We start from the raw sequence: 25,612 nt of genomic DNA, 5'->3' as shown, positions 1-25,612 counted from the left end.
CGTCTCGTCCCGGAACCTGGAAGTGGTCCCGTCCACGATCACCTGCGGGACGGACGGCGTCACGCCGGGTTGCACCGAACGCGGGACCGCGCGACCGGTCATCCACGGCGCGGCGGCCGCTACGGCGCTCCGCCGCTGCTGTGCGCGATGCACGCCACGTCGATCCGGTCGGCGAGCTTCGCGAGTTCGATCGTCAGCGCGGCGACCGTATCCTCGTCCAGCCCCTCCGAACCGGCCTCGACCAGGTGCAGCCACCGTCCGCCGAGACTGCGGAGCAGCTTGCTCACATCGGCCGCGGCCACCTGGAGGGTCCCGCGGTCATCGACGATCAGAGGCAGAGTCACTTCGCGGTTCACACCCGGGATGTTAGCCGCGCAACTGTCACGCTCCGTGCCAAACCGTCGTGATGTTGCAGAACTCCCTGATTCCGTGCCCGGACAGCTCACGCCCGTACCCGGACCGCTTCACCCCGCCGAACGGGAACGCCGGATGCGAGGCGGTCATCCCGTTGACGAACACCCCGCCTGCCTCCAGGTCCCGTACGAACCGGTCGACCTCGGCCTCGTCCCGGGTCCACACGTTGGAACTCAGCCCGAACGGCGAGTCGTTGGCGATCAGCACCGCCTCGTCGAGGTCGGCCGCCCGGTACAGCGTGGCCACCGGGCCGAAGGTCTCCTCACGGTGGATGCGCATCTCGCGGGACACGTCGGCGACGACGGTCGGCGGGTAGTACCAGCCGGGCCCCTCGGGCCGCTCCCCGCCGCACAGCACGTTCGCCCCGCTGCGCCGGGCGTCGTCGACGAGCTCCTCCAGGTCGGTCCGCCCCTGTTCGCTGGCGAGGGGTCCGACCTCGGTGTCCTCCTCCAGCGGGTCGCCCACCTTGAGGGCCTTCATGCCCTCGACGAACCGCTCGGCGAACCGGTCGTAGACGTCCGTGTGCACGATGAACCGCTTGGCGGCGATGCAGGACTGCCCGTTGTTCTGCACCCGCGCGGTCACCGCGATCTCGGCGGCCCGGTCGACGTCCGCGGACGGCATCACGATGTACGGGTCGCTGCCGCCGAGCTCCAGCACGGTCTTCTTCACCATGTCCCCGGCGGTGGCGGCGACCGCCCGCCCGGCGGGCTCGCTCCCGGTGAGGGTCGCCGCCTTGACGCGTTCGTCGCGCAGGATCTCGTCGATCGCGCCGGACCCGACGAGCAGGGTCTGGAAGCAGCCCTCGGTGAACCCCGCCTGGTGGAAGAGGTCCTCCAGGAACAGCGCGGTCTGCGGCACGTTCGAGGCGTGCTTGAGCAGGCCGACGTTGCCCGCCATCAGCGCGGGCGCCGCGAAGCGGACCACCTGCCACAGCGGGAAGTTCCACGGCATCACCGCGAGCACCGGACCGAGCGGGCGGTAGCGGACCAGGGCGCGGGAGGCGCCGGAGTCCTTGACGTCGTGCTCGGCGGGCTCCTCGTCGGCCAGCAGCGACTCGGCGTGCTCGGCGTACCAGCGCATCGCCTTGGCGCACTTGGCGGCCTCCGCGCGGGCCTGCTTGACCGGCTTGCCCATCTCGGTGGTCATGACGCGGGCGATGTCCTGTCCGCCCTCGTCGAGGAGCTCGGCGGCCCGGTTCAGGAGGCGGGCGCGCTCCGCGAAGGACGTCGTGCGGTAGGTGCGGAACGTGGCCTCGGCGAGCTGGAGCCTGCGTTCGATCTCCTCCTCGCCCATGGCCTCGTACGTCTTGAGCGTCTCGCCGTTCGCCGGGTTCACCGTCGCGATGGGCATGACCGACCTCCTGAAGGGCTGACTGTGCTTCGACCTTCCCGCGCGGCGGGGGCGACCGCAACGCGTGGACGTCAGGCCGAGTGCTCAGCCAGCCGGTCGAGAAACGCGGCCTGCGCCTTGACGATCACGGCCCGGGCCCGGTCGAGGCCGAACCACTCGACGCGGTCCAGTTCCGGGAACTCCTGTGTCCTGCCGGACTTCGGCGGCCACTCCATGCTGAACAACCCCGGGACCACGGTCGCCGGATCGAGGTCCGCCTCGACCGCCCACGCCGTGACGACCTTGCCGTTGGTCTGCCGGACCTCACCGAGCGCCACGGCCTCCCCGTCGGGCGGCTCCAGGCCGAGCTCCTCCTGGAACTCCCGGCGGGCCGCGTCCCAGGCCGACTCCGAGGCCGGTTCGTACTCGCCCTTCGGAACCGTCCACGCTCCGGCGTCCCGCCGCGCGAAGAACGGACCGCCCATATGGCCCAGCAACACCTCCAGCCCGTCCCCGGTGTGCCGGAACAACAGCAGGCCGGCGCTCGTCCTCACGGCATCACCTCGGGGTGCGCGGCCAGCAGCGTCTCGACCGTGTCGGCGTCCTCGGGGCGCTTGTCCTCGCGGTAGCGGACCACGCGGGCGAAGCGGAGGGTGACCCCGGCCGGGTAGCGGGTCGACCGCTGGAGACCGTCGTAGGCGATCTCGACGACGAGTTCGGGCCGTACGGTCACCACGTAGCCGCTGCTGTCGACGGCCAGCTCCTGGAGCCGCTCGGTCTGCCAGGCGAGCATCGCGTCGGTCATGCCCTTGAAGGTCTTGCCGAGCATGGCGTAGCCGCCGTCGGCCGTGCGGGCGCCGAGGTGCAGGTTGGAGAGCCTGCCGGTGCGGCGGCCGTGGCCCCACTCGGCGGCCAGCACCACCAGGTCGAGGGTGTGCACGGGCTTGACCTTCAGCCAGGAAGCGCCCCGCCGGCCCGCGCTGTAGGGGGCGTCGAGGGACTTCACGACCACGCCCTCGTGGCCGCGCTTCAGGGTCTCGGCGAGGAACTCCTCGGCCTCGTGCACGTCCTCGGGACCCGACACCAGCGCGCGCCGGACCCGCATGGGCTCGGGCACCAGCCGGGCCAGCTCCGCGTGCCGTTCGGCGAAGGGCAGGTCGAGGAGGTCGCGGTCGTCGACGGACAGGGCGTCGAAGAAGACGGGGGAGACGGGGACCGCCTCGGCGGCCGTCGTCACGTCCACCCGGGAGCCGACCCGGCCCGCGGTCTCCTGGAAGGAACGCGGGCGCCCGTCCTCGTCGAAGGCGATCACCTCACCGTCCAGGATGAACCGTTCGCCTCTCAACTCCAGTGCTGCTGCCGTCAGTTCGGGCAGCCGGTCGGTGATGTCGTCGAGGGTGCGGGTGTACAGCCGTACGACATCGCCGTCCCGGTGGATCTGGACGCGGATGCCGTCCAGCTTCTCCTCGACCGCGCAGGCGCCGAGCTTCCCGACTGCCTCGGCCACCGAGGAGGCGCTGTGCGCCAGCATCGGCAGGACCGGGCGGCCGACGGTGAGCCGGAAGCGTTCGAGGGCGGGCGGGCCGTCGGTGAGCAGGGCCTGGGCCACCGTCTGGAGGGAGCCCGCGAGCATCACCGCACGGCGTACGTCGGCCGGCGGCGCCCCGGTCGCCTGGGCGAGCCCTTCGACCGCCACCGCGTCCAGCGCGCCCTGCCGTACCTCGCCGGTGAGGAGGCCGAGCAGGAACCGCTGCTCGGCCTCGGTGGCAGCGCCCATCAGCTCGCCGACCAGCCGGGCGCGTTCGGCCTGCGACCCCGCGCCCGCGACCTTGCCCAGCTCGCTGAGCAGGGCGTCCACCGCCTGGACGGTCAGCGTCGGTTCGGCGGCCGGGGCGACCGGGCGGCCCAGCACCTTCCAGCCGACGCCGATCCGGCCCTGCGGGAGCCGTCCCGCCAGGTACGGGATGACGATCGGGACGTCGTCCGCCTCGGCGTCCCGGAAGAGCTCGGCGAGGAGCGCGATCTTCTTCGAGCGCGCCGTGGTCGCGGCGACGTCCTGGGACACCTGGGCCAGCCGGGCAAGCAACATGCCTCCAGGGTGTACCGGAGGCGGCCGGTCTACACCCCGGCAGCCGCGTCGAGGTCGCTCATCAGCAGTTCGCCGTTGACCGCGGCGGCCGCCCGGTACCCGGCGCTCGCCGCGTTGATCACCTGCTCGCCGAAGCCGGCCGCGTTGCCCACGGCGTACACCCCGGGCACGGTCGTCCGCCAGGTGCCGTCGACCACCGGGTAGCTGCCGAAGGGCGTCTCCTGGAACTCGGCGCCGAGCCGCTCCAGCAGGCCGTTGCGCGGGACGGCGCGGGGTGCGGTGAAGACGACCTCGCGCGCGTGCGTCGTGCCGTCCCGCAGGCGTACGGCGGTGAGCCGGTCGTCGGTCACCACCAGCGCGGCGACCTCGCCCGGCACCACCCGGACACCGGCCGCGGCCAGCCTGCGCAGGTCGTCGTCGGAGAGCTCGGCCTCGGCGACCGTGTGCAGGAACAGGGTCACGTCCTTCGACCACTGGGAGACCATCAGCGCCTGGTGCACGCTCAGCGGGCTCGTGGCGAGCACACCGAAGGCCTGGTCGCGGACCTCCCAGCCGTGGCAGTACGGGCAGTGCAGGACGTCCCTGCCGAAGCGCTCGGCGACACCGGGCACGTCCGGGAGCTCGTCCGCCAGGCCGGTCGCCAGGACCAGGCGACGGGCCCGCACCACGCGGCCGTCCGCCAGGGTCACGGTGAAGCCCGGCGCGACCTCGGTCACCCGGCCCCGGACCAGCTCGACACCGTACCCCTCGACCTCCTCGCGGCCGATCGCCAGGAACTCGGCGGGCGGCATGCCGTCCCGGGTCAGGAAGCCCTGCATGTGCGCGGCGGGCGCGTTGCGTGGCTCGCCCGCGTCGACGACCAGGGTGCGACGCCGGGCCCGGCCCAGGACCAGGGCGGCGGACAGGCCCGCCGCGCCGCCACCGACAACGATCACTTCATAGGTATCGGTCATGCCGACACGGTCGCTCCGCGGACGCGGGATTGACAAACAACTTTGCCGATTCTGCAATACGGGTATGAGTACCGACGACGTTCTCGCCGAAGTGGGACCCAGGCTCAGGCGGCTGCGCAAGGACCGGGAGGTGACCCTCGCGGCCCTCTCGGAGACGACCGGCATCTCCGTGAGCACGCTCTCCCGTCTGGAGTCCGGCCTGCGCAAGCCCAGCCTGGAACTGCTGCTGCCGATCGCCCAGGCCCACCAGGTGCCGCTGGACGAACTGGTCGGCGCCCCGCCGGTCGGCGACCCCCGGGTGCGGTCGGCGCCGCTCGAACGGCACGGGCGCACCTTCTGGCCGCTCACCCGGCAGCCCGGCGGCCTCCAGGCATTCAAGGTGCTGGTGCCGCGCCGCGAGGAGGAGCCGGAGCTGCGCACCCACGAGGGCTACGAGTGGCTGTACGTGCTGGCGGGACGGCTGCGGGTGGTGCTGGGTGACCACGACGTGGTGATGTCGGCGGGCGAGGCGGCGGAGTTCGACACCCGGGTGCCGCACTGGTTCGGCTCGACCGGGGAGGGCCCGGCGGAGTTCCTGAGTCTCTTCGGGCCGCAGGGGGAGCGGATGCACGTGAGGGCCCGTCCCCGGAAGGCGTGAGGGGCACCTCGGGGCGTTCGTGGACACTCCGATCCGCGATCGGGCGTTCCTGGTACGTTACGGAGCTTCCGCCGCCCCACGATCCGGAGACCGAGCCCCGTGACGACCGTCGCTTACCAAGGTGAACCCGGATCCAACTCGGCGACCGCCGCGCACACCCTGTACCCCGGGTGCGAGGAACAGCCCTGCACGAGTTTCGAGCAGGCGCTGGACGCCGTGACGCTCGGCACGGCCGACGTCGCCGTGATCCCGGTGGACAACTCCGCGGCGGGCCGGGTGGCGGACGTGCACCATCTGCTGCCCGAGTCGGGGCTGTTCATCATCGCCGAGCACTTCCTCGCCATCCGCTTCGACCTGATGGGCGTGCCGGGGGCGACAGCGGACCAGGTGGAGTGCGTACGCAGCCATGTGCACGCCCTCGGGCAGTGCCGCAAGGTGCTGCGGGAGGGCGGCTGGCGCACCCTCGTCACCGACGACACCGCCGGAGCGGCGCGTGAGGTGGCCGAGCTGGCGGACCCGCGGCACGCGGCACTCGCCCCACCGGCCGCGGCCGCGCTGTACGGCCTCGACGTCCTGCGCCCCGAGGTCGAGGACGACCCCGACAACACCACCCGGTTCGTGGTCCTGTCCCGGGATGCCGCCGTCGGCCCCGACACCGGCGAGCCCACGATGACCAGCCTGTTCTTCTCCGTGCGCAACATCCCGAGCGCCCTGTTCAAGGCGCTCGGCGGGTTCGCCACCAGCGGGGTGAACCTCACGAAGATCGAGAGCTACCAGGTCGGCGCCGGACTCGACGCCAGCCGTTTCTACGTCGAGGTCGAGGGCCACCCCGACGAGCAGCACGTCGCCCTGGCCCTGCACGAACTGCGGTTCTTCTCCACCGAGGTGCGCATCCTCGGTGTGTACCCGGCCCATCCGCGCCGTTCGGCGCGCTGAGCGCCCCAGGCGGACCGGCCTAGGCCTGGTGCTCGGCCTGGAACATCCAGCTCTGCTTCTCCAGGTCGGCGGCGAGGCCGATCAGCAGGTCCTCGGTGACGGGGTCCGCGGGGCCGGTCTTCTCGATGCGTTCCCGTACCCCTTCGACGACCGCGGAGAAGGTCCGCACCAGCGCGCCGACCGCGTCCACGTCCTTCGTCCAACCGGGTGAGAACTCCGGCACCCCGCTGGTGGCCGCGACGGTGCCGGCCCGGCCGTCCGGGCTGACCCCCAGCGCCGCGGCGCGCTCGGCCACCGTGTCGGCGTACGCGCGGGCGGTGGTCACCACCTCGTCGAGCTGGAGGTGGATGGAGCGGAAGCGCGGCCCGTACAGGTTCCAGTGCGCCTGCTTGGCGACCAGGGAGAGGTCGAGCAAGTCCACCAGGGTCGCCTGGAGGGCGCTCCCCGCGATCTCGCGTTCCTTCTCCGGCAGCGGGCTGTTGATGACCGTCATGTGCGCGGGTCCTTTCCGGGGATCGCCGGGGCCGCCCGGTGGGGGACCGGAGCCCGGCTCGTCCCTGTCACCCTGTTCAGCCTCACCGGGTCGTGCAACCGCTGGGCGGCCCCACGGTGTGCGTGCCGACACTTTCCCCGCGGACTGTTCCCTGATCGGCAAGCGACCGCTTAGTATGCGGAGGACCCCGGTCAGACCCCGGCATGACGACGCAGTCCCGTGGAGGCCCCCCCATGCAGGCTTGGCAAGTGCACGAGAACGGCGAGCCGGGCGAGGTGATGCGCCTCGCGGACGTGGCGCGGCCCGAACCCGGCGACGGCCAGGTCCTGCTGAAGGTGCGCGCCGCGAACATCAACTTCCCGGACGTGCTGATGTGCCGCGGCCACTACCAGGTACGCCCGCCCCTGCCCTTCACGCCGGGCGTGGAGATCTGCGGCGAGACCGAGGACGGGCGGCGCGTGATCGCCAACCCCGCGCTGCCGTACGGTGGTTTCGCCGAGTACGCAGTCGCGGACACCGCCGCTCTGCTGCCCGCGCCGGACTCGCTGGACGACGCCGAGGCCGCCGCGCTGCACATCGGCTACCAGACGGGCTGGTTCGGCCTGCACCGGCGGGCACATCTGGAAGCCGGGGAGACGCTGCTCGTCCACGCCGCCGCAGGAGGGGTCGGCAGCGCGGCCGTGCAGCTCGGCAAGGCCGCCGGCGCCACCGTCATCGGTGTCGTCGGCGGCCCCGAGAAGGCGGTCGTGGCCCGCGAGCTGGGCTGTGACGTGGTGGTCGACCGGCGCGGCGAGGACGTCGTCGCCGCAGTGAAGGAGGCCACCGGGGGCCGGGGCGCGGACGTGATCTACGACCCCGTGGGCGGCGAGACCTACACGCAGTCGACCAAGGTCGTGGCCTTCGAGGGGCGGATCGTGGTCGTCGGCTTCGCCAGTGGGACCATCCCGAGCCCCGCCCTCAACCACGCCCTCGTGAAGAATTACGCGATCCTCGGCCTGCACTGGGGCCTGTACAACACCAAGAACCCGAAGCTGGTCCAGCACTGCCACGAGCAGCTCACCGAACTGGCCGCCCGGGGCGCGATCAAGCCGCTGATCAGCGAACGGGTGCCGCTCGCCGGGGCCGCGGACGCGGTCCAGCGCCTCGGCGACGGGGTGACCACGGGCCGGATCGCCGTCGTACCCACGGGAGCGCAGGCATGACCGACGCAGCCGAACTCAAGCGCCGCACAGCCGAGTTGCTGGCCGCCCACCCGCCGGCGTCCACGGACCGCCTCGACTTCCTCAAGGCCCGCTTCGACGCCGGACTCGCCTGGGTGCACTACCCGGAGGGCCTCGGTGGACTGAACGCGCCCCGCTCCCTCCAGGCCGTCGTGGACGCCGAACTGGAGGCCGCGGGCGCCCCCGACAACGACCCGCGGCGCAACGGCATCGGCCTCGGCATGGCCGCCCCCACCATCCTCAAGTACGGCACCGAGGAGCAGAAGCAGCGCTATCTGCGGCCCCTGTGGGTGGGGGAGGAGATCTGGTGCCAGCTGTTCAGCGAGCCCGGCGCCGGATCCGACCTCGCCGCGCTCGGCACCCGCGCCGTCCGTCAGGACGACGGGGACTGGGTCGTCAACGGGCAGAAGGTGTGGACGTCCGGCGCCCACAACTCCCGCTGGGCCATCCTCATCGCCCGCACCGACCCGGACGTGCCCAAGCACGCGGGCATCACCTACTTCATCTGCGACATGGCCGATCCCGGCGTGGATGTGCGCCCACTGCGCCAGATCACCGGCGAGGCCGAGTTCAACGAGGTCTTCCTCACCGACGTCCGCATCCCCGACGACCGCCGCCTCGGCGAGGTCGGCGACGGCTGGCGGGTCGCGCAGACGACGCTGAACAACGAGCGCGTCGCCATCGGCGGCATGCGGCTGCCCCGCGAGGGCGGCATGATCGGCCCGGTCTCCAGGACCTGGCGCGAGCGCCCCGAACTGCGCACCCAGGACCTGCACCAGCGCCTGCTGAAGCTCTGGGTCGACTCCGAGGTCGCCCGTCTCACCGCCGAGCGTCTGCGCCAGCAGCTCGTCGCCGGGCAGCCAGGCCCCGAGGGCGCCGGCATGAAGCTCGGCTTCGCCCGCCTCAACCAGGAGATCAGCGGCCTGGAGGTCGAACTGCGCGGCGAGGAGGGCCTGTTGTACGACGACTGGACCATGCGCCGCCCCGAGCTGGTGGACTTCACCGGCCGTGACGCCGGGTACCGCTACCTGCGCTCCAAGGGCAACAGCATCGAGGGCGGGACCAGTGAGGTCCTGCTGAACATCGTCGCCGAGCGTGTCCTGGGCCTGCCGGCCGAGCCGCGCACCGACAAGGACGTCGCCTGGAAGGACCTGGCCCGATGAGCGACCTGCTGTACTCGGAGGAGGAAGAGGCGCTGCGGGCCGCCGTACGGGACCTGCTCGCCGACCACTGCGACGCGCCGGGCGTGATCGCCCGCACCGAGTCGGACACCCCGCACGACCTCGCCGCCTGGAAGGCCCTGGCCGACGGCATGGGCCTCGCCGGACTCCTGGTCCCGGAGGACAAGGGCGGCCAGGGCGCCTCGCACCGCGAAGCCGCCGTCGTCCTGGAGGAGTTGGGCCGCGCGGTCGCGCCCGTGCCCTATCTCACCAGCGCGGTCGTCGCCACCGAGGCCCTGCTCGCCTGCGACGCCGACGACCTGCTCGCCGAACTCGCGTCCGGACGCAGGATCGGCGCCCTCGCCGTCGCCCTGAACATCGCCCCGGGCGGCGCCTACAAGGTCGTACGCCATGAAGGCGGGGCCCTGCACGGGGAGTTGACCGCGGTCGCGGACGTCCAGGCGGCCGACGTGCTGCTGGTGCCCGCGGACGACGGCGGACTGTACGCGGTGGACGCCTCCGCGGTGACCGTCACCCCGCAGATCCCCTTCGACCTGACCCGGCCGCTCGCGACCGTCACCCTCGACGGGACCCGGGGCCGCCTGCTGGGCGACGCCGAGACCGCCGTGCACCGCGCCCTGCGGGCCGGGGCCGGACTGCTCGCCTCCGAGCAACTCGGCCTCGCCGACTGGACGTTGACCGAGACCGTGCGCTACCTCAAGGAGCGCAAGCAGTTCAACCGGCCCGTCGGCGGGTTCCAGGCGCTCAAGCACCGGCTCGCCCAGCTGTGGCTGGAGGTCGTCAACCTCCGGGCCGCCGCACGCAACGCGGCCGACGCGCTCGCCACCGGCGAGGACACCGACGTGGCGGTCGCCGTCGCGCAGGCCTACGCGGCCTCCGTCGCCGTGCACGCCGCCGAGGAGGCGCTCCAACTGCACGCCGGGATCGGCATGACGTGGGAACACCCGGTCCATCTCTACCTCAAGCGCGCCAAGGCCGACTCGATCGCCTACGGCACCGCGGGCGCGCATCGCGCACGGCTGGCCGAACTCGTCGACCTCCAGGCGCCTTGAGCATCCTGCGCTGACCGCCGGTGAAGCCCGCCCCACCTGGGGCGGGCTTTTCCGTGTGCCTGCGCGCACGGAGTGAACGGGCGACGGCAGTCCGGCCAACTCCTGGCGCGTACAGGTCCCTTGAGGGTCGAAGGGCCCCATACTCCCTGTGGTTCCGACCCGCCCCGCAGGGAGGCAGAACATGGCCCTCATCACCCGTCGCAGAGCCCTCACCACCCTCGGCGCCGCAACCGCGGCGACGCTCGCCCCGCCCGTCGGCAGCGCATGGGCCGACAGCCGCACGCACCGCCCCCGTCCGCTGTGGCGCGCCCATGCCCACAACGACTACGAGCATCCGCGCCCCCTCCTCGACGCCCTCGACCACCGCTTCGGCAGCGTCGAGGCCGACATCTTCCTCGTCGGCGACCAACTCCTCATCGGGCACACCGTGGACGACCTCGACCCCACGCGCACCCTGGAGTCGCTCTACCTCGACCCGCTGGCCAGGATCGTCAGGGCCCACCACGGCTCCGTGTACCGGGGGTACCGCCACCCGCTCCAGCTGCTCGTCGACATCAAGACCGAGGGCTCCTCGACCTACCTCGAACTCGACCGCCGTCTGCGGCGCTACCGGCACCTGTTCACGACCTGTGTGCACGGCAAGGTCGTCCCCGGTCCGGTCACCGCCGTGATCTCCGGCGACCGCGCCGCCCGCGTCCCGATGGAGGCGCAGAGCGTGCGCCGGGCCTTCTACGACGGCCGGCTCGCCGACCTCGGCACCGCGGCGCCCGCCTCCCTCATCCCGCTGATCAGTGACAACTGGACGCTCAACTTCACCTGGCTCGGCGAGGGCGCCTTCCCCGACGCCGAACGCCAGAAACTGCGCGGCATCGTGCGGCAGGCCCACGTGCGCGGCCAGAAGGTGAGGTTCTGGGCCACCCCGGACCTGGCGGGCCCCGCCCGGGACGCGCTGTGGGCCGAGCTCCTCGCCGCCGGCGTCGACTACCTCAACACCGACGACCTGGCGGGCCTGGAGGCCTTCCTGGACGCCCACCGGTAGGAGCCTTCGAGCAGGTGTGGACACCACTCGTTCGGAGGACACTTCAGCCGCCCGGACGAACCCTCCGCTACGCCACACTTGCGGCCGAACGCCGCGAAACGGACCCAGCGGCGTGGCGGAGGAGGCTGTCCATGGCGATTTCCATCTCGGTACTGGTGCTGCTGCTGATCCTGGCGGTGGTCTTCCTGCGCAGCGGCGGACTCAAGGTCTCCCACGCGCTGGTGTGCACCCTGCTCGGCTTCTACCTCGCCAGTACCAGCCTCGCGCCCACCATCCACAGCGGCCTCACGGCGACGGCCGGCATCGTCAGCAGTCTGCGCCCCTGACCTCAGCCCGTGGCGAAGACCCCGATGCCGTTCGGTACGGGCCGTTCGACGCCGCCCGAGGGGTGGTTGAGGGCGACGACGGCACCGGTGCCCGGCGTACGGGCGGCCATCGTCGTGGAGCCGCCGCCGTCCAGGCTGAAGGCGTCCACCGAGCCCAGGGTCCGCAGGGTGTCGGCGACTTCGGCGATCGTCAGCCCCCGCCGGTAGTCGGGAGCGCCGTCCAGCGCGAGGAGATACAGCCGCCGTCCGCCGTCCGCGATGCCCACCGCTGTGCGCACGGCGGACGTCGTGTCGTCGAGGCCGGGCAGCGGACGGCCGCCGGTGAGCACCGGATAGCCGCCGAGCGCGAAGCCGTACGGGACTTTCGCCGCGGCCGCGACCAGTCGGTGCTGCACGGTCACCGCCGAGCCGACCGAGAGCTTCCGCAGCTGCTGCGCGCCCGCCTCCCGGCCCACGAGCACGGTGGTGCCGCCGGCGATCGGCCCGCTGCCCGGGGTGTCGGCGGTGGCGACGACCCGCCCGTCACGGACCGTCACCTCATGGGTGTCCGTGCTGCACGGGGCGGCCCGGTCCGTGTCCGTCCCGCAGGTCGCCCGCAGCCGGGAGGCGCTGCCCCAGTCCGCGGTGAACGCCCCGACCGAACCGACGGGAAGCGCGTACTGGTTCAGCCCGCCGAGCGGCAGTTGTCCCCCGGGGGTCCGCACCGACCCGTCGAGCGTCAGGGCGTCGAGACGGGCCCGGCGGTCGGTGCCCACGCCGAACACCTCCTTCGTGCCGGTGCCGGGCGGCAGCGCGGGCCCGAAGCGCTGGCCTTTCGGCACCGCCGCCTTGAGCGCGCGGCCCTGCGCGATCGCCGGGCCCACGCTCGCGCCGGTGGCCTCGACGCCGGGGTGCTGGGTCTCCGAGATGTTGAAGAAGTCGCCGTTCACCCCCGCGAGGGCGCCCTGTGCGGCGGCCAGCCGGGACACCGTGGCCCGCGCGGCCACCGCCCCGGGATGGAGCAGTTCCACCCGCACGCCCGGCTCGTCCAGGTCCACGCGGATCACGTGGGCGTGCGCAGGCCCCGCGGCGGCGGAGATGTCGAACTGCTCGTACTGCACGCCCGCCGCGAGCCGTGTCCACCCCGGCGCGGCGCCGGCCGGTGCCGCCCCGGCCAGGGCCGCACCGGCCAGCGTGCCGAGTGCCGCGAGAAACGTGAGGACCGATCTGCCTGCGCCGGAACGTCTTTGACGGTGCGTCACAGCTCACCCCTGAGGTCGTGCCAACTGTCCCAGAACTCAGGGGAAGTGCACCAGACGACGGTGAGCGGAGGGGCTACTCGGCGCCGACCACACGCGAACGGATGAGGAAACGCACCCCCTCGGGTGCCTCGAGAGAGAATCCGCTGCCGCGGCCCGCGACGACATCGACGATCAGCCGGGTGTGCGCCCAGACCTCGAACTGGCTCCTCGACATCCAGAAGGTCACCGGTTCGCCGACCCCCGGCACGTCCAGCTCGGCGAGCAGCACGTCCGAGCCGCCGGTGCGGAACTCACCCTCCGGGTAGCACATCGGCGCACTGCCGTCGCAGCAGCCGCCCGACTGATGGAACATCAGCGGCCCGTGCGCCTCGCGCAACCGGCGCAGCAGCTCGGCGGCCGCGGGCGTGACCTCGACACGCGGCACCTCGTCGTACACGGCACGTGCGGAATCCTCGTCCATGGGGGTCGAGTCCAGCACGGGCAAGGTTGCGAGGGGGTTGCACGACGCGGTGCCGCACCCGCGCCTTCAGGACAGGTCGACGGGATCCGGATTCCACATCCGCTTCACCCGGTTGAACCCCTGGTCGGGAACGTTGTTGCGTTCCATGTCGTCCCGCGCCTTCAGCTGTGGTCGGCGAACTGCGTGAAGTGCGCCGGAGTGTGGTCGATCGGCAGGTCCGGACGCCAGGCGGTCAGGCCCTGGGCGCTGCACACGAAGAGGTTCTCCGGGAGCCGGTCGAGCGGGAACCAGCGCCAGTCGCCGACGCGTTCGCCGGGCTGGTCGCACGGCTCGCCCCGCCAGGCGGTGACCTGGGCGGCCACGGTCATCCGCACCACGCCGTCGACGTCGTCGAGGAGCGTGCCGAGCAGCCGGACGTCCACGGGGCCGGCCTCGACGCCGGTCTCCTCGCGGAGTTCGCGCACGACCGTCTGCTCCAGTGACTCCCCGGGCTCCACCGTGCCGCCGGGCAGTTCCCAGGTACCGCGCCGGTGCCGGCCGAGGAGCAGCCCGCGGGGGCCGTACAGGATGGCGCCGACCCCGATCGCCGCGTGCGGGACCGGAGCGCGGCTGCCGCGCGGCCGGGAGGAGACCCGGGCCGGCCGGGTCGCCCGGAAGACGCGGTACGAAGCGTGGTTGCCCTCCTCCGGCGCGTCGAGGACGTCGACGCCCTCGACCCGCAGTCCGTGCTCGCCCAGCAGATCCGTCCAGAGCTCCTCGGTCAGCACCCACATCCACACGGTCACCTCCCCGCCCCCGGCGAGCCGCAGGGTCTCGGGCCGGGCCTCGACGACGGAGGAGGGGCCCGCCCCGTGCGAGTTGGTGTGCAGCACGGTGAAGCACAGCGTCCCGCCGGGCCGGAGCGCCGCGGCGAGGGCGGGCAGCAGCCGTCGGGGATCGAGGTACGGCACCGCGCTGACGGAGTAGACGACGTCGTACGGCTCCGCGGTGCGGAGGTGTTCGACGGCGTCGGCCCTGATCAGGCGCAGACCGGGCAGGGAGCCGTAACGGGCGCGGGCGCGTTCGTGCTGGGTGGGGGAGGAGTCGACCGCGTCGACCGCGGCACCGTACGTCCGGACCAGATGCGCGGCGTGCCGGCCCGGTCCGCAGCCGAGGTCCAGGACCCGCCGTCCGGCGAGCTCGCCGAGGATCTCGGCGCCCGGGCCGGTGTCCCGCAGGCCCCAGTCGAACCGCGCCGGCTCCGGCAGCACGGTGCCGCGCCGCAGATGGTGCTCGCCGTAGACGTGCCAGGCCTCGGCGTTGACGGAGTCGGGGTCCACGGGGCGCGTGGTCAACATGCCTCCCAGGTGCGGTGGTCGAGGCTCGGAACTCTATGCGCGCCCGCAGCCCTTTGCCGTCGCGCATCTTGACGTGTACTTGACGGGTTGGCTTCTATGGGAGCGCTCCCATCCTCCTTCCGACTGCCTCACCCACCTCTGGAGCCGCAGTGAGAAGAACGAGAAAGAGCCCCTTGAGCGCCCTTCTGGCCCGGCTGGCGGCCCTCGTCGGACTGGTGGTCCTCGGTGCCCTCTGCCCCGGCACGGCCCAGGCCGCCCAGGAACCCGGCATCCAGGCCGCCGGTCTGCACATCAGCAACGGCCGCCTGGTCGAGGGCAACGGCAACGACTTCGTGATGCGCGGCGTCAACCACGCCCACACCTGGTATCCGAACGAGCTGGGCTCGCTGGCCGACATCAAGGCCCAGGGCGCCAACACCGTCCGCGTGGTCCTCGCCGACGGCCACCGCTGGACCGCCAACAGCGCCGCCGACGTGGGCGACGTCATCGCGCAGTGCAAGGCCAACCGGCTCATCTGCGTCCTGGAGGTCCACGACACCACCGGTTACGGGGAGGACAGTGCCGCCGGCACCCTCGACCAGGCCGCCGACTACTGGATCGGCCTGAAGAACGTCCTGGCCGGCCAGGAGGACTACATCGTCATCAACATCGGCAACGAGCCCTGGGGCAACACGGGTCCGGAGGGCTGGACAGCCCCGACCGTCGCGGCGATCGAGAAGCTCCGCAACGCCGGCTTCCAGCACACGATCATGGTGGACGCGCCCAACTGGGGCCAGGACTGGCAGCAGGTGATGCGTACCAACGCCCGGTCCGTGTACGCCGCCGACACCACCGGCAACCTGATCTTCTCGATCCACATGTACAGCGTCTTCGACACCGCGGCCGAGGTCACCGACTACCTGAACGCTTTCGTGAGCGCCAAGCTGCCCATCGTGATCGGGGAGTTCGGCGGACCCGCCGACCAGTGGGGCGATCCCGACGAGGACACCATGATGGCGACGGCCCAACAGCTGAGACTCGGCTACCTCGCCTGGTCCTGGAGCGGCAACACCGACCCGGTCCTCGACCTCGTGCTGAACTTCGACCCGGCACAGATGACGGCGTGGGGTCAGCGCATCTTCAACGGGGCCAACGGCATCGCCCAGACCGCCAAGGAGGCCACCGTCTTCGGCGGCGGCTCCACCGACACCCAGGCCCCGACCGCCCCCGGCACCCCCACCGCCTCCGCGGTGACGGCGACCTCCGCCCAGCTGTCCTGGACGGCGTCCTCTGACAACGTTGGCGTGGCGGGGTACGACGTCGTCCGGGTCAGCGGGAGCACCGAGACCAAGGTGGCGTCCTCGACGACGAGTTCGGTGACCGTGGCCGGCCTGACCGCCGGTACCGCGTACTCCTTCGCCGTCTACGCCCGGGACGCCGCCGGCAACCGGTCGGCCCGTTCGGCGACGGTGAGCGTCACCACGGCGAACACGCCCGCCGGGAGCTGTTCCGTCGGCTACCGGGTGGTCGGCGAGTGGCAGGGCGGCTTCCAGGGCGAGATCGTCCTCCGCAACACCGGCACCGCGGCCGTCACCGGCTGGAGACTCGGCTTCACCTTCACCGACGGGCAGACGGTCTCCACCATGTGGGGCGGGACCGCCGCGCAGAGCGGTGGTGCGGTGACCGTCACCCCGGCTTCCTACACCAACACCATCGCGGCCGGGGGTTCGGTCACCCTCGGGTTCATCGGCAGCAAGGGCGCCACGAACACCGCGCCGACCGCTTTCACTCTCAACGGAGCGGCCTGCGTGAACGGTTGATGTCCCCCAGGCATCAGGTCAACTGTCCCGGACCCTTGACTCGGAACGCGCTCGGTCGCGATCCTCGACGCATATATTGCGCCGGTCATGACAACTCCCAGGGCAGTCGGAACGCCCTCGGTCGACGGCGCCTCCGCCGACCGAGGGACGTGGGCCATGGCTGGACGCTCCTGCCGCAGCCGCAAGAACATCACCGCCGTCTCCGTGCTCTTCCTGGTGCTGGCCGCCCTCCTCGGCCCCACGCCGAGCTCGGCGGCCACCGACTGGTGGACACCGACGGCCAGACCCGCACCCGACGCCCAGATCAACGTGACCGGGGCTCCCTTCACGGGCACCGACTCCGCCGGGGAGGTACGCGGGTTCGTCGACGCCCACAACCACCTCTTCTCCAACGAGGCCTTCGGCGGCCGGCTGATCTGCGGCAAGGTGTTCTCCGAGTCCGGAGTCGCCGACGCGCTCAAGGACTGCCCCGAGCACTACGCCGACGGCACCCTGGCGATCTTCGACTACATCACCCACGGCGGCGACGGCAGGCACGACCCGACCGGCTGGCCGACCTTCAAGGACTGGCCGGCGTACGACTCGATGACCCACCAGGCCAACTACTACGCCTGGGTGGAGCGGGCCTGGCGCGGCGGTCAGCGGGTGCTGGTCAACGACCTCGTCACCAACGGGATGATCTGCTCCGTCTACCCCTTCAAGGACCGCGGCTGTGACGAGATGACGTCCATCCGCCTCCAGGCCAAGCTCACTTACGACCTCCAGGCCTTCATCGACCGGATGTACGGCGGCACCGGAAAGGGCTGGTTCCGGATCGTCACGGACAGCGCACAGGCCCGACAGGTCATCCAGCAGGGCAAGTTGGCGGTCGTCCTCGGCGTCGAGACCTCCGAGCCGTTCGGCTGCAAGCAGATCCTCGACATCGGCCAGTGCAGCAGGGCGGACATCGACAAGGGGCTCGACGAGCTGTACGGGCTGGGGGTGCGGTCGATGTTCCTGTGCCACAAGTTCGACAACGCCCTGTGCGGTGTCCGCTTCGACGAGGGCGGCCTCGGAACCGCCATCAACGTCGGCCAGTTCCTGTCCACCGGCACCTTCTGGAAGACGGAGACCTGCAAGGGGCCGCAGCACGACAACCCCATCGGTACGGCGGCCTCCGCGGCCGAGGGCGATCTGCCGGCGGGCGTCGAGGTCCCGTCGTACGACAAGGACGCGCAGTGCAACGTCCGCGGCCTCACCGATCTCGGCGAGTACGCCGTGCGCGGCATGATGAAACGCAAGATGATGCTCGAGATCGACCACATGAGCGTCAAGGCCACCGGCCAGGTGCTCGACATCTTCGAGGCCGCGAACTACCCGGGCGTGCTCTCCTCGCACAGCTGGATGGACCTCAACTGGACGGAGCGGGTCTACTCCCTCGGCGGTTTCGTGGCCCAGTACATGCACGGCTCCGAAGGGTTCGCCGCGGAGGCGAAGCGCACCGACGCGCTGCGCGCCAAGTACGACGTGGGCTACGGCTACGGCACCGACTTCAACGGCATCGGAGACCACCCCGCACCGCGCGGGGCGGACGCCGCGAACAAGGTGACGTACCCCTTCAGGAGTGTCGACGGCGGGTCGGTCATCGACAAGCAGACGTCCGGGCAGCGCACCTTCGACCTCAACACCGACGGCGCGGCCCATGTCGGCCTGATCCCGGACTGGATCGAGGACATCCGGCTCGTCGGCGGACAGGGCGTGGTCGACGACCTGTTCCGGGGGGCCGAGTCCTACCTGGACACCTGGGGTGCCTCCGAGCGGCACCAGGCGTCCGTGAACCTGGCCCACGGGCGTACGGCCACGGCCAGTTCGTCGGAGTCCAACCCCTTCACCAGCTACCAGCCGGGGCGGGCGGTGGACGGCGACGACTCCAGCCGCTGGGCGAGCGACTGGAGCGACGACCAGTGGTGGCAGGTGGACCTGGGCTCCACCAACCTGGTCTCCAAGGTCACGCTCGACTGGGAGCGGGCGTACGGGAAGTCGTACCGGATCGAGCTGTCGACGGACGGCACGGACTGGACGACCGCCTGGTCGACGACCTCCGGTGACGGCGGGCTCGACACGGCGAAGTTCGCGGGCACACCGGCCCGTTACGTCCGGGTCCACGGTCTCGGCCGGGGCACCGACTGGGGATACTCGCTCCACGAGGTCGGCGTCCACAGCGGCTGACCGGATCGACAGCGGGGGAGACGCATGGCACGCATGCCGTCGGCCGAGCGGCGCAGACAGCTCACGGAAGCCGCGATCAGGGCGATGGCCCGGGACGGCGTCGCCAGGACGACGACCCGGTCCATCGCCGCCGAGGCCGGTGTGTCCCTCAGCGTCTTCCACTACTGCTTCGACTCCAAGCAGGCCCTGGTCGAGGCCGTGATCACCACGCTCACCGATCACTCGGTGGGCGTGGTCCAGGACGCCCTGCGTCCCAAGGACACCCTGGAGGAGACCGTCGCCGCCGGGTTCCGGGCCTACTGGGACCACGTCCGCGTCAACCCCGAGGCGCACATGCTCACCTACGAGCTCACCCAGTACGCCCTGCGCGAGCCCGGCTTCGAGCACCTGGCCAGACGCCAGTACGAGCTGTACGGCGAGGCGTACGCCGAGCTCATCGAGCAGCTCCGCAAGGACATGGACCTGGAGCTGCGGGTGCCCGTCCCGGTGCTGGCGCGCTATCTCGCAGCCATGACCGACGGGCTCACCCTGAACTACCTCGTCCTCGGTGACGCGGCCGCCTGGACGGACATCCTCGACACCGTCACGGCGCACATCGCCGGACTGGTGCGCTGAGACCCGCGGGGACGGTCAGGATTCGAGAAGCGCGGACCGGGTGGCCGTGGCTAGCGTGACGGCCATGGACATCCGGATTCGGGCGAGTTTCCTCCCGCACGACGACCCGGCGGCCTCCCTGGCCTTCTACCGGGACGTACTGGGCTTCGAGGTGCGCGCTGACGTGGGCCGCGGCGGGATGCGCTGGATCACCGTCGCTCCCGCGGGCCGGGCCGGCCCCTCGGTCGTGCTGCGCCCGCCGGGAGACGACCCCGAGCTCCTGCTCGCCACCCCCCGTCTCGACTCCGTCTTCGAGCGGCTCCAGGCCCGCGCCGAGGTGATCCAGGAACCGATCGAGCAGCCGTACGGCATGCGGGACTGCGCCTTCCTCGACCCCGCGGGCAACATGATCCGCGTCCAGGAGCTGCGCTGAGGCGTGCGCGTCGACATAGTGTTCGAAGTTGTCGAAACGGGAGGACCAGTCACCATGAGCAAGGCCACGCGGACCGACACACCGCACGCCGCTGACAGCCACGACCTGATCCGCGTGCACGGGGCGCGCGAGAACAACCTCAAGGACGTCAGCATCGAGATCCCGAAGCGCCGGCTCACGGTCTTCACCGGGGTCTCCGGTTCGGGCAAGAGCTCGCTGGTGTTCGACACCATCGCCGCCGAGTCGCAGCGGCTGATCAACGAGACCTACAGCGCCTTCGTGCAGGGCTTCATGCCGACGCTGGCCCGGCCCGAGGTCGACGTCCTGGACGGGCTGACCACCGCGATCACCGTCGACCAGCAGCGCCTGGGCGGCGACCCGCGCTCCACCGTCGGCACCGTCACCGACACCAACGCGATGCTGCGCATCCTCTTCAGCAGGCTCGGCACCCCGCACATCGGCTCGCCCAAGGCGTTCTCCTTCAACGTCGCCTCCATCAGCGGAGCGGGCGCGGTGACCGTGGAGCGCGCCGGGCAGACCGTGAAGGAGCGCCGCAGCTTCAGCATCGTCGGCGGCATGTGCCCGCGCTGCGAGGGCCGGGGCACGGTCAACGACATCGACCTCACCCAGCTCTACGACGACTCCAAGTCGCTGAACGAGGGCGCGATGACCATCCCCGGCTACAAGGCCGGCGGCTGGAACTACCGCCTCTACAGCGAGTCCGGCTTCTTCGACGCGGACAAGCCGATCCGCAGGTTCACCAAGCGCGAGCTCCAGGACTTCCTGTACCGGGAACCCACCCGGATGAAGATCGCGGGCATCAACATGACCTACGAGGGTCTCGTCCCGCGCATCCAGAAGTCGATGCTTGCCAAGGACCGCGAGTCGATGCAGCCGCACATCCGCGAGTTCGTGGACCGCGCGATCACCTTCATGGTCTGCCCCGACTGCGAGGGCACCCGGCTGAGCGAGGGCGCCCGGTCCTCGAAGATCAAGGGGATCAGCATCGCCGACGCCTGCGCGATGCAGATCAGTGACCTCGCGGAGTGGGTGCGCGCGCTGGACGAGCCCTCGGTCGGGCCGCTGCTGACGGCGCTGGGGGAGACCCTCGACTCCTTCGTGGAGATCGGGCTCGGCTATCTGTCCCTGGACCGCCCCTCGGGCACCCTGTCCGGCGGCGAGGCACAGCGCACCAAGATGATCCGCCACCTCGGCTCCTCGCTCACCGATGTCACCTACGTCTTCGACGAACCGACGATCGGGCTGCACCCCCATGACATCCAGCGCATGAACAACCTGCTGCTGCGCCTGCGGGACAAGGGCAACACGGTCCTCGTCGTGGAGCACAAGCCGGAGACGATCGTGATCGCCGACCATGTCGTCGACCTCGGCCCCGGAGCCGGTACGGCGGGCGGCTCGGTCTGCTTCGAGGGCACCGTCGAGGGGCTGCGGACCAGCGGCACCGTCACCGGACGCCACTTCGACGACCGGGCCGGGCTCAAGGACACGGTCCGCAAGGCCACCGGCGCGCTGGAGATCCGGGGCGCGAGCACGCACAACCTCCAGGACGTCGACGTCGACATCCCGCTCGGGGTGCTGACCGTGATCACCGGGGTCGCCGGGTCCGGCAAGAGCTCGCTGGTGCACGGGTCGATCCCGGCCGCCGAGGGGATCGTCTCCGTCGACCAGGGCGCCATCCGCGGCTCCCGGCGCAGCAACCCGGCGACGTACACCGGACTGCTGGAGCCGATCCGCAAGGCGTTCGCGAAGGCCAACGGGGTGAAACCGGCGCTGTTCAGCGCCAACTCCGAGGGGGCCTGCCCGACCTGCAACGGCGCCGGGGTCGTCTACACCGACCTCGCGATGATGGCCGGGGTCGCGACGACCTGTGAGGAGTGCGAGGGGAAGCGGTTCCAGGCCTCGGTGCTGGAGTACCGCCTCGGCGGGCGGGACATCAGCGAGGTGCTCGCGATGCCGGTGACGGAGGCGGAGGAGTTCTTCAGCACCGGCGAGGCGCGTACGCCGGCCGCGCACAGGATCCTGGAGCGGCTCTCGGACGTCGGGCTCGGCTACCTCACCCTCGGCCAGCCGCTCACCACGCTGTCCGGCGGTGAGCGGCAGCGGCTGAAGCTGGCGACCCACATGGGCGAGAAGGGCGGCGTGTACATCCTCGACGAGCCGACGACCGGGCTCCACCTCGCCGACGTCGAGCAGTTGCTCGGCCTGCTGGACCGGCTCGTCGACTCCGGCAAGTCCGTCATCGTCGTCGAGCACCACCAGGCGGTGATGGCTCACGCCGACTGGATCATCGACCTCGGCCCCGGCGCGGGCCACGACGGCGGCCGGATCGTCTTCGAGGGGACTCCGGCGGAGCTCGTCGCCACGGGGGGCACGCTCACGGCGGAGCATCTGGCGGCGTACGTGGGGGAGTGACGCACCGCGTCTAGAGCCGCAGCGTGAACCAGGTCGTCTTGCCCTCGTCGGTCGGGCGGACGCCCCAGCTGTCGGCGAGGGTCCTGACCAGGAGCAGACCGCGGCCGGACTCCTCGTCGTCGGCGGCCCGGCGGGGCTGGGGCAGATGCGGGCTGTGGTCGCTCACCTCGACGGTGAGGCCGGTGGCGGTGCGGCACAGGCGGACCCCCACGGGGCCCTCGGCGTGCTGGACGGCGTTGGTGAGGGTCTCGGAGAGCAGCAGCAGCGCCTCGTCCGCCAGGGCGGCACAGTCCCAGGAGAGCAGGGCCTTGCTCAGGAAGGCCCTGCCCTCCGGGACCGACGAGGGGACGGCGGCGAGGTCGGTGCTCACGGCGTCCGGGGGTGCGTCCGGCAGCTGGGCGAGCAGGAGGGTGACGTCGTCGTTGTGGCTCTCCGCGTCCGGCAGCAGACCGGCGAGCACGTGGTCGGCGGCGGCCTCCAGACACGGTGCGTCGAGGAAGAACTCGTTCAGCAGCGAGGTGAGTTCACCGACGCGTTCCTCGATGTCGCTGCCGGGCGTCTCGATGAGGCCGTCGGTGTAGAGGACGAGCGTGGCGCCGGGCGGGACCGCCACCGACGACTGCTCGTAGAGCACGTCACCGACCCCGAGCGGCGCGTTGACCGGGACGTCCAGGCCGCGCACCCCCTCGCCGGGGACGGCGACCAGGGTCGGCAGATGACCGGCGGAGCAGACGGTGACCGTGCCGGTGTCCGGGGCGATCGTCAGATAGCAGCAGGTGACGAGCTGGTCGGGGACGTCGAGGTCGGTGACGGAGCTCTCCAGCTCCTGCATGAGCTGACGTGGCTGCATCCCGGTCCTGGCGAGGGCGTGCGCGGCCGAGCGCAGCTGGCCCATGACGGCGGCCGCCTCCAGGCCGCGGCCCATGACGTCGCCGATGAGCACCCCCACCCGCCCGGCCCCGAGCGGGATCAGGTCGAACCAGTCGCCGCCCACGCCGGCGCCCTGCGTGGCCGGGCGGTAGCGGCTGGCGGTGGCGAGGCCGGGCAGGGCGGGCGGGGTGCCCATGAGGCTGCGCTGGAGGGTGAGCGCGATGTGCCGCTGCTGCTCGTACAGTTCGGTGAGCTCGGCCTCCGCGCGTTTGCGGTCGCTGATGTCCCGGACGATGGCGCAGGCGCCGACGACCTTCCCACGGGTGTCCCGCGTCGGCCACAGGGTCACGTCCACGTCCAGCAGGGTGCCGGCCTTGGTGACCCGCAGTGTCTCGAAGTGCTCCACCTTCTCGCCGTGCCGCAGCCGTTTCAGCAGGGCGTTGATGTCGCCGTGCAGTGCGGCCGGGGAGAGCATCGACACGTGGCGGCCGATGGCCTCCTCGGCGGTGTAGCCGTACAGCCGCTGGGCGGCCGCGTTCCAGTAGGTGATGTACCCGTCGAGGGTCTTGGCGAGGATGGCGTCCTGGGAGGACTCGACCAGGGCGGCGAGCTCGTTGATGCGGGCCTCGGCGGCCTTGCGGTCGCTGACGTCGCGGACGGCGGCGGAGACCAGGAGTCCGTCCGCCGTCTCCATCGGGCTCAGGCTGATCTCGACGGGGAACTCGGTGCCGTCCTTGCGCAGGCCGTGCAGATCGAGTCCGGCACCCATCGGGCGGACCTGGCGGTTGGCCGCGTACCGGCCGCGGTGCACGCCGTGCTGGCCGCGGAAGCGGTGCGGCATGAGCAGTTCGACGGGACGGCCGAGCAGGTCCTCGCGGGCGTAGCCGAAGAGTGCCTCGGTCTGGGCATTGACGAGCTTGATGATCCCGGCGTCGTCGACGATGACCATGGCGTCCGGAGCGGCCTCGAGCAGCCCCCGGAACCTTTCCTCAGCGGCTCCGGACACCGGGCCTCGAGGGACGGGGGAGTGCGCGGCCGCTCCCGCGCGGGCCGCGGCGCACCCGTGCGGTGGCGGGGCGGCGGACGACGTCGGTGTTGTCGGGTCCATTTCTGCGACGTCGCCCATGCCCATCCCTGCCTGTTCCTCCGGCGGTAGGGGCCATCACAGTGCACCCCGGCCGTCGTCGTGGCCACATGTCCTCAACTGTTCTTTCCTTGCCGGAACGCCTTCCGGATCCGGCCGGAACCGACCTCTTGACCCGATGTCTCCCCCTCCCTGATGCTCGGTTGCGCATAGCGATACCTGTCGCGAATGAGGCAACCGAGAGCGCAGTCGGAGGAGTGACCCATGGCTCATGAGGTTCGTGCTGTCGTCGCCCGGGCGAAGAGCGCCCCCGTCACCGTCGAGACGATCGTCGTACCCGACCCGGGGCCCGGGGAGGCGCTGGTGCAGGTGGAGGCGTGCGGGGTCTGCCACACCGACCTCCACTACCGGGACGGCGGGATCAACGACGACTTCCCCTTCCTGCTGGGCCACGAGGCGGCCGGCCGTGTCGAAGCCGTGGGGGAGGGCGTCACCGGCGTCGAACCCGGCGACTTCGTCGTCCTCAACTGGCGCGCGGTGTGCGGCACGTGCCGGGCGTGCAGCAAGGGCAGACCCTGGTACTGCTTCGCCACCCACAACGCGGCGCAGTCCATGACCCTGCTCGACGGCACCCCGCTCTCGCCCGCCCTCGGCATCGGTGCCTTCGCGGAGAAGACCCTGGTCGCCGCCGGGCAGTGCACCAAGGTGGACCCGGCGGCCCCGGCGACCGCCGCGGGGCTCCTCGGCTGCGGTGTGATGGCGGGCTTCGGTGCCGCCGTGAACACCGGTGCCGTCGGCCGCGGCGACTCCGTCGCCGTCATCGGCTGCGGCGGGGTCGGCATGGCCGCCGTCGCGGGGGCGCGGCTCGCGGGCGCCACCAAGGTCATCGCCGTCGACGTCGACCCGCGCAAGCTGGAGCGGGCCACCGCCATGGGGGCCACGCACACCGTCGACTCGCGCGCGACCGACCCCGTCGAGGCGATCCGTGAACTGACCGGCGGCCACGGTGCCGACGTGGTCGTCGAGGCGGTCGGCCGCCCGGAGACGTACGAGCAGGCCTTCTACGCCCGCGATCTCGCAGGCACCGTCGTCCTGGTCGGGGTGCCCACCCCGGAGATGAGACTGGAACTGCCGCTGCTCGACGTCTTCGGGCGCGGCGGGGCCCTGAAGTCCAGCTGGTACGGCGACTGTCTGCCCTCGCGCGACTTCCCGGCCCTCATCGACCTCTACCTCGGCGGGCGCTTCGACCTGGACGCCTTCGTCTCCGAGACCATCGGCCTCGGGGACGTGGAGAAGGCGTTCGAGAAGATGCAGCGCGGCGAGGTGCTGCGCTCCGTGGTGGTGCTGTGATGTTTCCTATCGCGCATGAGGTTGCGCATGAGGCAACTCTGAGCCACGCGTGTGTCCGCCCCCTGGACGCCTTGACAAGGGTTTGCGGGCGCCCTCAAACTGACGTTGCGTTCAACGCAATCCGTTTCGCT

General features: G+C 71.5%; 23 protein-coding genes. 13 read left to right on the top strand and 10 right to left on the bottom strand.

The annotated features are described in order from the left end of the window. Nucleotides 1-119: 119 nt before the first annotated feature. The 5 genes from M2163_RS11360 to M2163_RS11340 form a co-directional block, all read right to left on the bottom strand. Complete coding sequence (locus M2163_RS11360; protein WP_037710150.1) at nucleotides 120-356, bottom strand: DUF6213 family protein; 237 nt, start codon at nucleotides 354-356, stop codon at nucleotides 120-122. 25 nt (nucleotides 357-381) lie between these two features. Next, nucleotides 382-1,767 (bottom strand): NADP-dependent succinic semialdehyde dehydrogenase, encoded by a 1,386-nt coding sequence (locus M2163_RS11355; RefSeq protein ID WP_280852900.1) that lies wholly within the window; start codon nucleotides 1,765-1,767, stop codon nucleotides 382-384. 71 nt (nucleotides 1,768-1,838) lie between these two features. Next, nucleotides 1,839-2,300 (bottom strand): NUDIX domain-containing protein, encoded by a 462-nt coding sequence (locus tag M2163_RS11350; RefSeq protein WP_280852901.1) that lies wholly within the window; start codon nucleotides 2,298-2,300, stop codon nucleotides 1,839-1,841. Continuing rightward, nucleotides 2,297-3,835, bottom strand: a complete 1,539-nt coding sequence (locus M2163_RS11345; protein WP_280852902.1) for an ATP-dependent DNA ligase — start codon at nucleotides 3,833-3,835, stop codon at nucleotides 2,297-2,299. Before M2163_RS11345 ends, M2163_RS11350 begins: the two co-directional genes overlap by 4 nt. 29 nt (nucleotides 3,836-3,864) lie before the next feature. Continuing rightward, entirely contained in the window at nucleotides 3,865-4,788 is a 924-nt protein-coding gene (locus tag M2163_RS11340; protein WP_280852903.1) for an NAD(P)/FAD-dependent oxidoreductase, read from the bottom strand. Nucleotides 4,789-4,852: 64 nt separating this feature from the next. On the opposite strand from M2163_RS11340, the gene M2163_RS11335 reads away from it, so the two are divergent. Both M2163_RS11335 and M2163_RS11330 read left to right on the top strand, forming a co-directional pair. After that, complete coding sequence (locus M2163_RS11335) at nucleotides 4,853-5,425, top strand: XRE family transcriptional regulator (protein WP_007380385.1); 573 nt, start codon at nucleotides 4,853-4,855, stop codon at nucleotides 5,423-5,425. Nucleotides 5,426-5,524: 99 nt separating this feature from the next. Beyond that, nucleotides 5,525-6,361: a prephenate dehydratase gene (locus M2163_RS11330; protein WP_280852904.1), complete on the top strand. Its 837-nt coding sequence runs from the start codon at nucleotides 5,525-5,527 to the stop codon at nucleotides 6,359-6,361. A 19-nt stretch (nucleotides 6,362-6,380) separates the two neighbouring features. Here M2163_RS11330 and M2163_RS11325 read toward each other — a convergent pair whose 3' ends face one another. Continuing rightward, nucleotides 6,381-6,854 carry a DNA starvation/stationary phase protection protein gene (locus tag M2163_RS11325; protein ID WP_280852905.1) on the bottom strand — a complete coding sequence of 158 codons (474 nt, stop codon included), beginning with the start codon at nucleotides 6,852-6,854 and terminating at the stop codon, nucleotides 6,381-6,383. Between the two features lie 233 nt (nucleotides 6,855-7,087). On the opposite strand from M2163_RS11325, the gene M2163_RS11320 reads away from it, so the two are divergent. The 5 genes from M2163_RS11320 (at nucleotide 7,088) to M2163_RS11300 (ending at nucleotide 11,672) form a co-directional block, all read left to right on the top strand. Beyond that, complete coding sequence (locus M2163_RS11320) at nucleotides 7,088-8,056, top strand: NADPH:quinone oxidoreductase family protein (protein WP_280852906.1); 969 nt, start codon at nucleotides 7,088-7,090, stop codon at nucleotides 8,054-8,056. Then, nucleotides 8,053-9,237: an acyl-CoA dehydrogenase family protein gene (locus tag M2163_RS11315; protein WP_280893899.1), complete on the top strand. Its 1,185-nt coding sequence runs from the start codon at nucleotides 8,053-8,055 to the stop codon at nucleotides 9,235-9,237. The genes M2163_RS11320 and M2163_RS11315 overlap by 4 nt, the downstream gene beginning before the upstream one ends. Beyond that, nucleotides 9,234-10,307 (top strand): acyl-CoA dehydrogenase family protein, encoded by a 1,074-nt coding sequence (locus tag M2163_RS11310; RefSeq protein ID WP_280893898.1) that lies wholly within the window; start codon nucleotides 9,234-9,236, stop codon nucleotides 10,305-10,307. Before M2163_RS11315 ends, M2163_RS11310 begins: the two co-directional genes overlap by 4 nt. A 181-nt stretch (nucleotides 10,308-10,488) precedes the next feature. Continuing rightward, nucleotides 10,489-11,346, top strand: a complete 858-nt coding sequence (locus M2163_RS11305) for a phosphatidylinositol-specific phospholipase C/glycerophosphodiester phosphodiesterase family protein (RefSeq protein ID WP_280852909.1) — start codon at nucleotides 10,489-10,491, stop codon at nucleotides 11,344-11,346. A gap of 131 nt (nucleotides 11,347-11,477) precedes the next feature. Next, the gene (locus M2163_RS11300) at nucleotides 11,478-11,672 is read left to right on the top strand and encodes a hypothetical protein (RefSeq protein ID WP_280852910.1); all 195 of its coding nucleotides are present in this window, start codon (nucleotides 11,478-11,480) and stop codon (nucleotides 11,670-11,672) included. Between the two features lie 2 nt (nucleotides 11,673-11,674). Here the strand turns inward: M2163_RS11300 and M2163_RS11295 are convergent, their stop codons facing one another. From M2163_RS11295 to M2163_RS11285, 3 genes are all read right to left on the bottom strand, one after another. Then, entirely contained in the window at nucleotides 11,675-12,913 is a 1,239-nt protein-coding gene (locus M2163_RS11295; protein ID WP_280893897.1) for a phosphodiester glycosidase family protein, read from the bottom strand. Between the two features lie 73 nt (nucleotides 12,914-12,986). Further along, nucleotides 12,987-13,373: a DUF779 domain-containing protein gene (locus M2163_RS11290; RefSeq protein WP_280852912.1), complete on the bottom strand. Its 387-nt coding sequence runs from the start codon at nucleotides 13,371-13,373 to the stop codon at nucleotides 12,987-12,989. Between the two features lie 161 nt (nucleotides 13,374-13,534). Beyond that, nucleotides 13,535-14,710: a bifunctional class I SAM-dependent methyltransferase/NUDIX hydrolase gene (locus M2163_RS11285; RefSeq protein WP_280893896.1), complete on the bottom strand. Its 1,176-nt coding sequence runs from the start codon at nucleotides 14,708-14,710 to the stop codon at nucleotides 13,535-13,537. Nucleotides 14,711-14,883: 173 nt separating this feature from the next. Here M2163_RS11285 and M2163_RS11280 point away from each other — a divergent pair, with 173 nt between their 5' ends. From M2163_RS11280 to M2163_RS11260, 5 genes are all read left to right on the top strand, one after another. After that, nucleotides 14,884-16,509 (top strand): cellulase family glycosylhydrolase, encoded by a 1,626-nt coding sequence (locus M2163_RS11280; RefSeq protein ID WP_280893895.1) that lies wholly within the window; start codon nucleotides 14,884-14,886, stop codon nucleotides 16,507-16,509. Nucleotides 16,510-16,665: 156 nt separating this feature from the next. Beyond that, entirely contained in the window at nucleotides 16,666-18,717 is a 2,052-nt protein-coding gene (locus tag M2163_RS11275) for a discoidin domain-containing protein (RefSeq protein ID WP_280893894.1), read from the top strand. Between the two features lie 24 nt (nucleotides 18,718-18,741). Next, nucleotides 18,742-19,332, top strand: coding sequence for a TetR/AcrR family transcriptional regulator (locus tag M2163_RS11270; RefSeq protein WP_280893893.1), 591 nt, complete (start codon nucleotides 18,742-18,744; stop codon nucleotides 19,330-19,332). 64 nt (nucleotides 19,333-19,396) lie between these two features. After that, nucleotides 19,397-19,744 (top strand): VOC family protein, encoded by a 348-nt coding sequence (locus tag M2163_RS11265; RefSeq protein WP_280893892.1) that lies wholly within the window; start codon nucleotides 19,397-19,399, stop codon nucleotides 19,742-19,744. A 54-nt stretch (nucleotides 19,745-19,798) separates the two neighbouring features. Continuing rightward, entirely contained in the window at nucleotides 19,799-22,177 is a 2,379-nt protein-coding gene (locus M2163_RS11260) for an excinuclease ABC subunit UvrA (RefSeq protein ID WP_280893891.1), read from the top strand. A gap of 10 nt (nucleotides 22,178-22,187) precedes the next feature. Here the strand turns inward: M2163_RS11260 and M2163_RS11255 are convergent, their stop codons facing one another. Beyond that, nucleotides 22,188-24,053: a PAS domain S-box protein gene (locus tag M2163_RS11255; protein ID WP_280852919.1), complete on the bottom strand. Its 1,866-nt coding sequence runs from the start codon at nucleotides 24,051-24,053 to the stop codon at nucleotides 22,188-22,190. A gap of 342 nt (nucleotides 24,054-24,395) precedes the next feature. Here M2163_RS11255 and M2163_RS11250 point away from each other — a divergent pair, with 342 nt between their 5' ends. After that, entirely contained in the window at nucleotides 24,396-25,481 is a 1,086-nt protein-coding gene (locus M2163_RS11250) for an S-(hydroxymethyl)mycothiol dehydrogenase (protein WP_280893890.1), read from the top strand. Nucleotides 25,482-25,612: the final 131 nt, after the last annotated feature.

Source organism: Streptomyces sp. SAI-135 (assembly GCF_029893805.1).
Classification (GTDB): domain Bacteria; phylum Actinomycetota; class Actinomycetes; order Streptomycetales; family Streptomycetaceae; genus Streptomyces.
Note: the sequence above shows the minus strand (reverse complement) of the source record. Positions and strands in the feature narration are given on the sequence as shown.

Coding starts and splice junctions, on each gene's coding strand:
- M2163_RS11250 (WP_280893890.1), top strand. CDS start 24,396: ATGGCTCATGAGGTTCGTGCTGTCGTCGCCCGGGCGAAGAGCGCCCCC.
- M2163_RS11340 (WP_280852903.1), bottom strand. CDS start 4,788: ATGACCGATACCTATGAAGTGATCGTTGTCGGTGGCGGCGCGGCGGGC.
- M2163_RS11345 (WP_280852902.1), bottom strand. CDS start 3,835: ATGTTGCTTGCCCGGCTGGCCCAGGTGTCCCAGGACGTCGCCGCGACC.
- M2163_RS11260 (WP_280893891.1), top strand. CDS start 19,799: ATGAGCAAGGCCACGCGGACCGACACACCGCACGCCGCTGACAGCCAC.
- M2163_RS11355 (WP_280852900.1), bottom strand. CDS start 1,767: ATGCCCATCGCGACGGTGAACCCGGCGAACGGCGAGACGCTCAAGACG.
- M2163_RS11335 (WP_007380385.1), top strand. CDS start 4,853: ATGAGTACCGACGACGTTCTCGCCGAAGTGGGACCCAGGCTCAGGCGG.
- M2163_RS11325 (WP_280852905.1), bottom strand. CDS start 6,854: ATGACGGTCATCAACAGCCCGCTGCCGGAGAAGGAACGCGAGATCGCG.
- M2163_RS11315 (WP_280893899.1), top strand. CDS start 8,053: ATGACCGACGCAGCCGAACTCAAGCGCCGCACAGCCGAGTTGCTGGCC.
- M2163_RS11265 (WP_280893892.1), top strand. CDS start 19,397: ATGGACATCCGGATTCGGGCGAGTTTCCTCCCGCACGACGACCCGGCG.
- M2163_RS11290 (WP_280852912.1), bottom strand. CDS start 13,373: ATGGACGAGGATTCCGCACGTGCCGTGTACGACGAGGTGCCGCGTGTC.
- M2163_RS11300 (WP_280852910.1), top strand. CDS start 11,478: ATGGCGATTTCCATCTCGGTACTGGTGCTGCTGCTGATCCTGGCGGTG.
- M2163_RS11320 (WP_280852906.1), top strand. CDS start 7,088: ATGCAGGCTTGGCAAGTGCACGAGAACGGCGAGCCGGGCGAGGTGATG.
- M2163_RS11270 (WP_280893893.1), top strand. CDS start 18,742: ATGGCACGCATGCCGTCGGCCGAGCGGCGCAGACAGCTCACGGAAGCC.
- M2163_RS11285 (WP_280893896.1), bottom strand. CDS start 14,710: ATGTTGACCACGCGCCCCGTGGACCCCGACTCCGTCAACGCCGAGGCC.
- M2163_RS11275 (WP_280893894.1), top strand. CDS start 16,666: ATGGCTGGACGCTCCTGCCGCAGCCGCAAGAACATCACCGCCGTCTCC.
- M2163_RS11305 (WP_280852909.1), top strand. CDS start 10,489: ATGGCCCTCATCACCCGTCGCAGAGCCCTCACCACCCTCGGCGCCGCA.
- M2163_RS11310 (WP_280893898.1), top strand. CDS start 9,234: ATGAGCGACCTGCTGTACTCGGAGGAGGAAGAGGCGCTGCGGGCCGCC.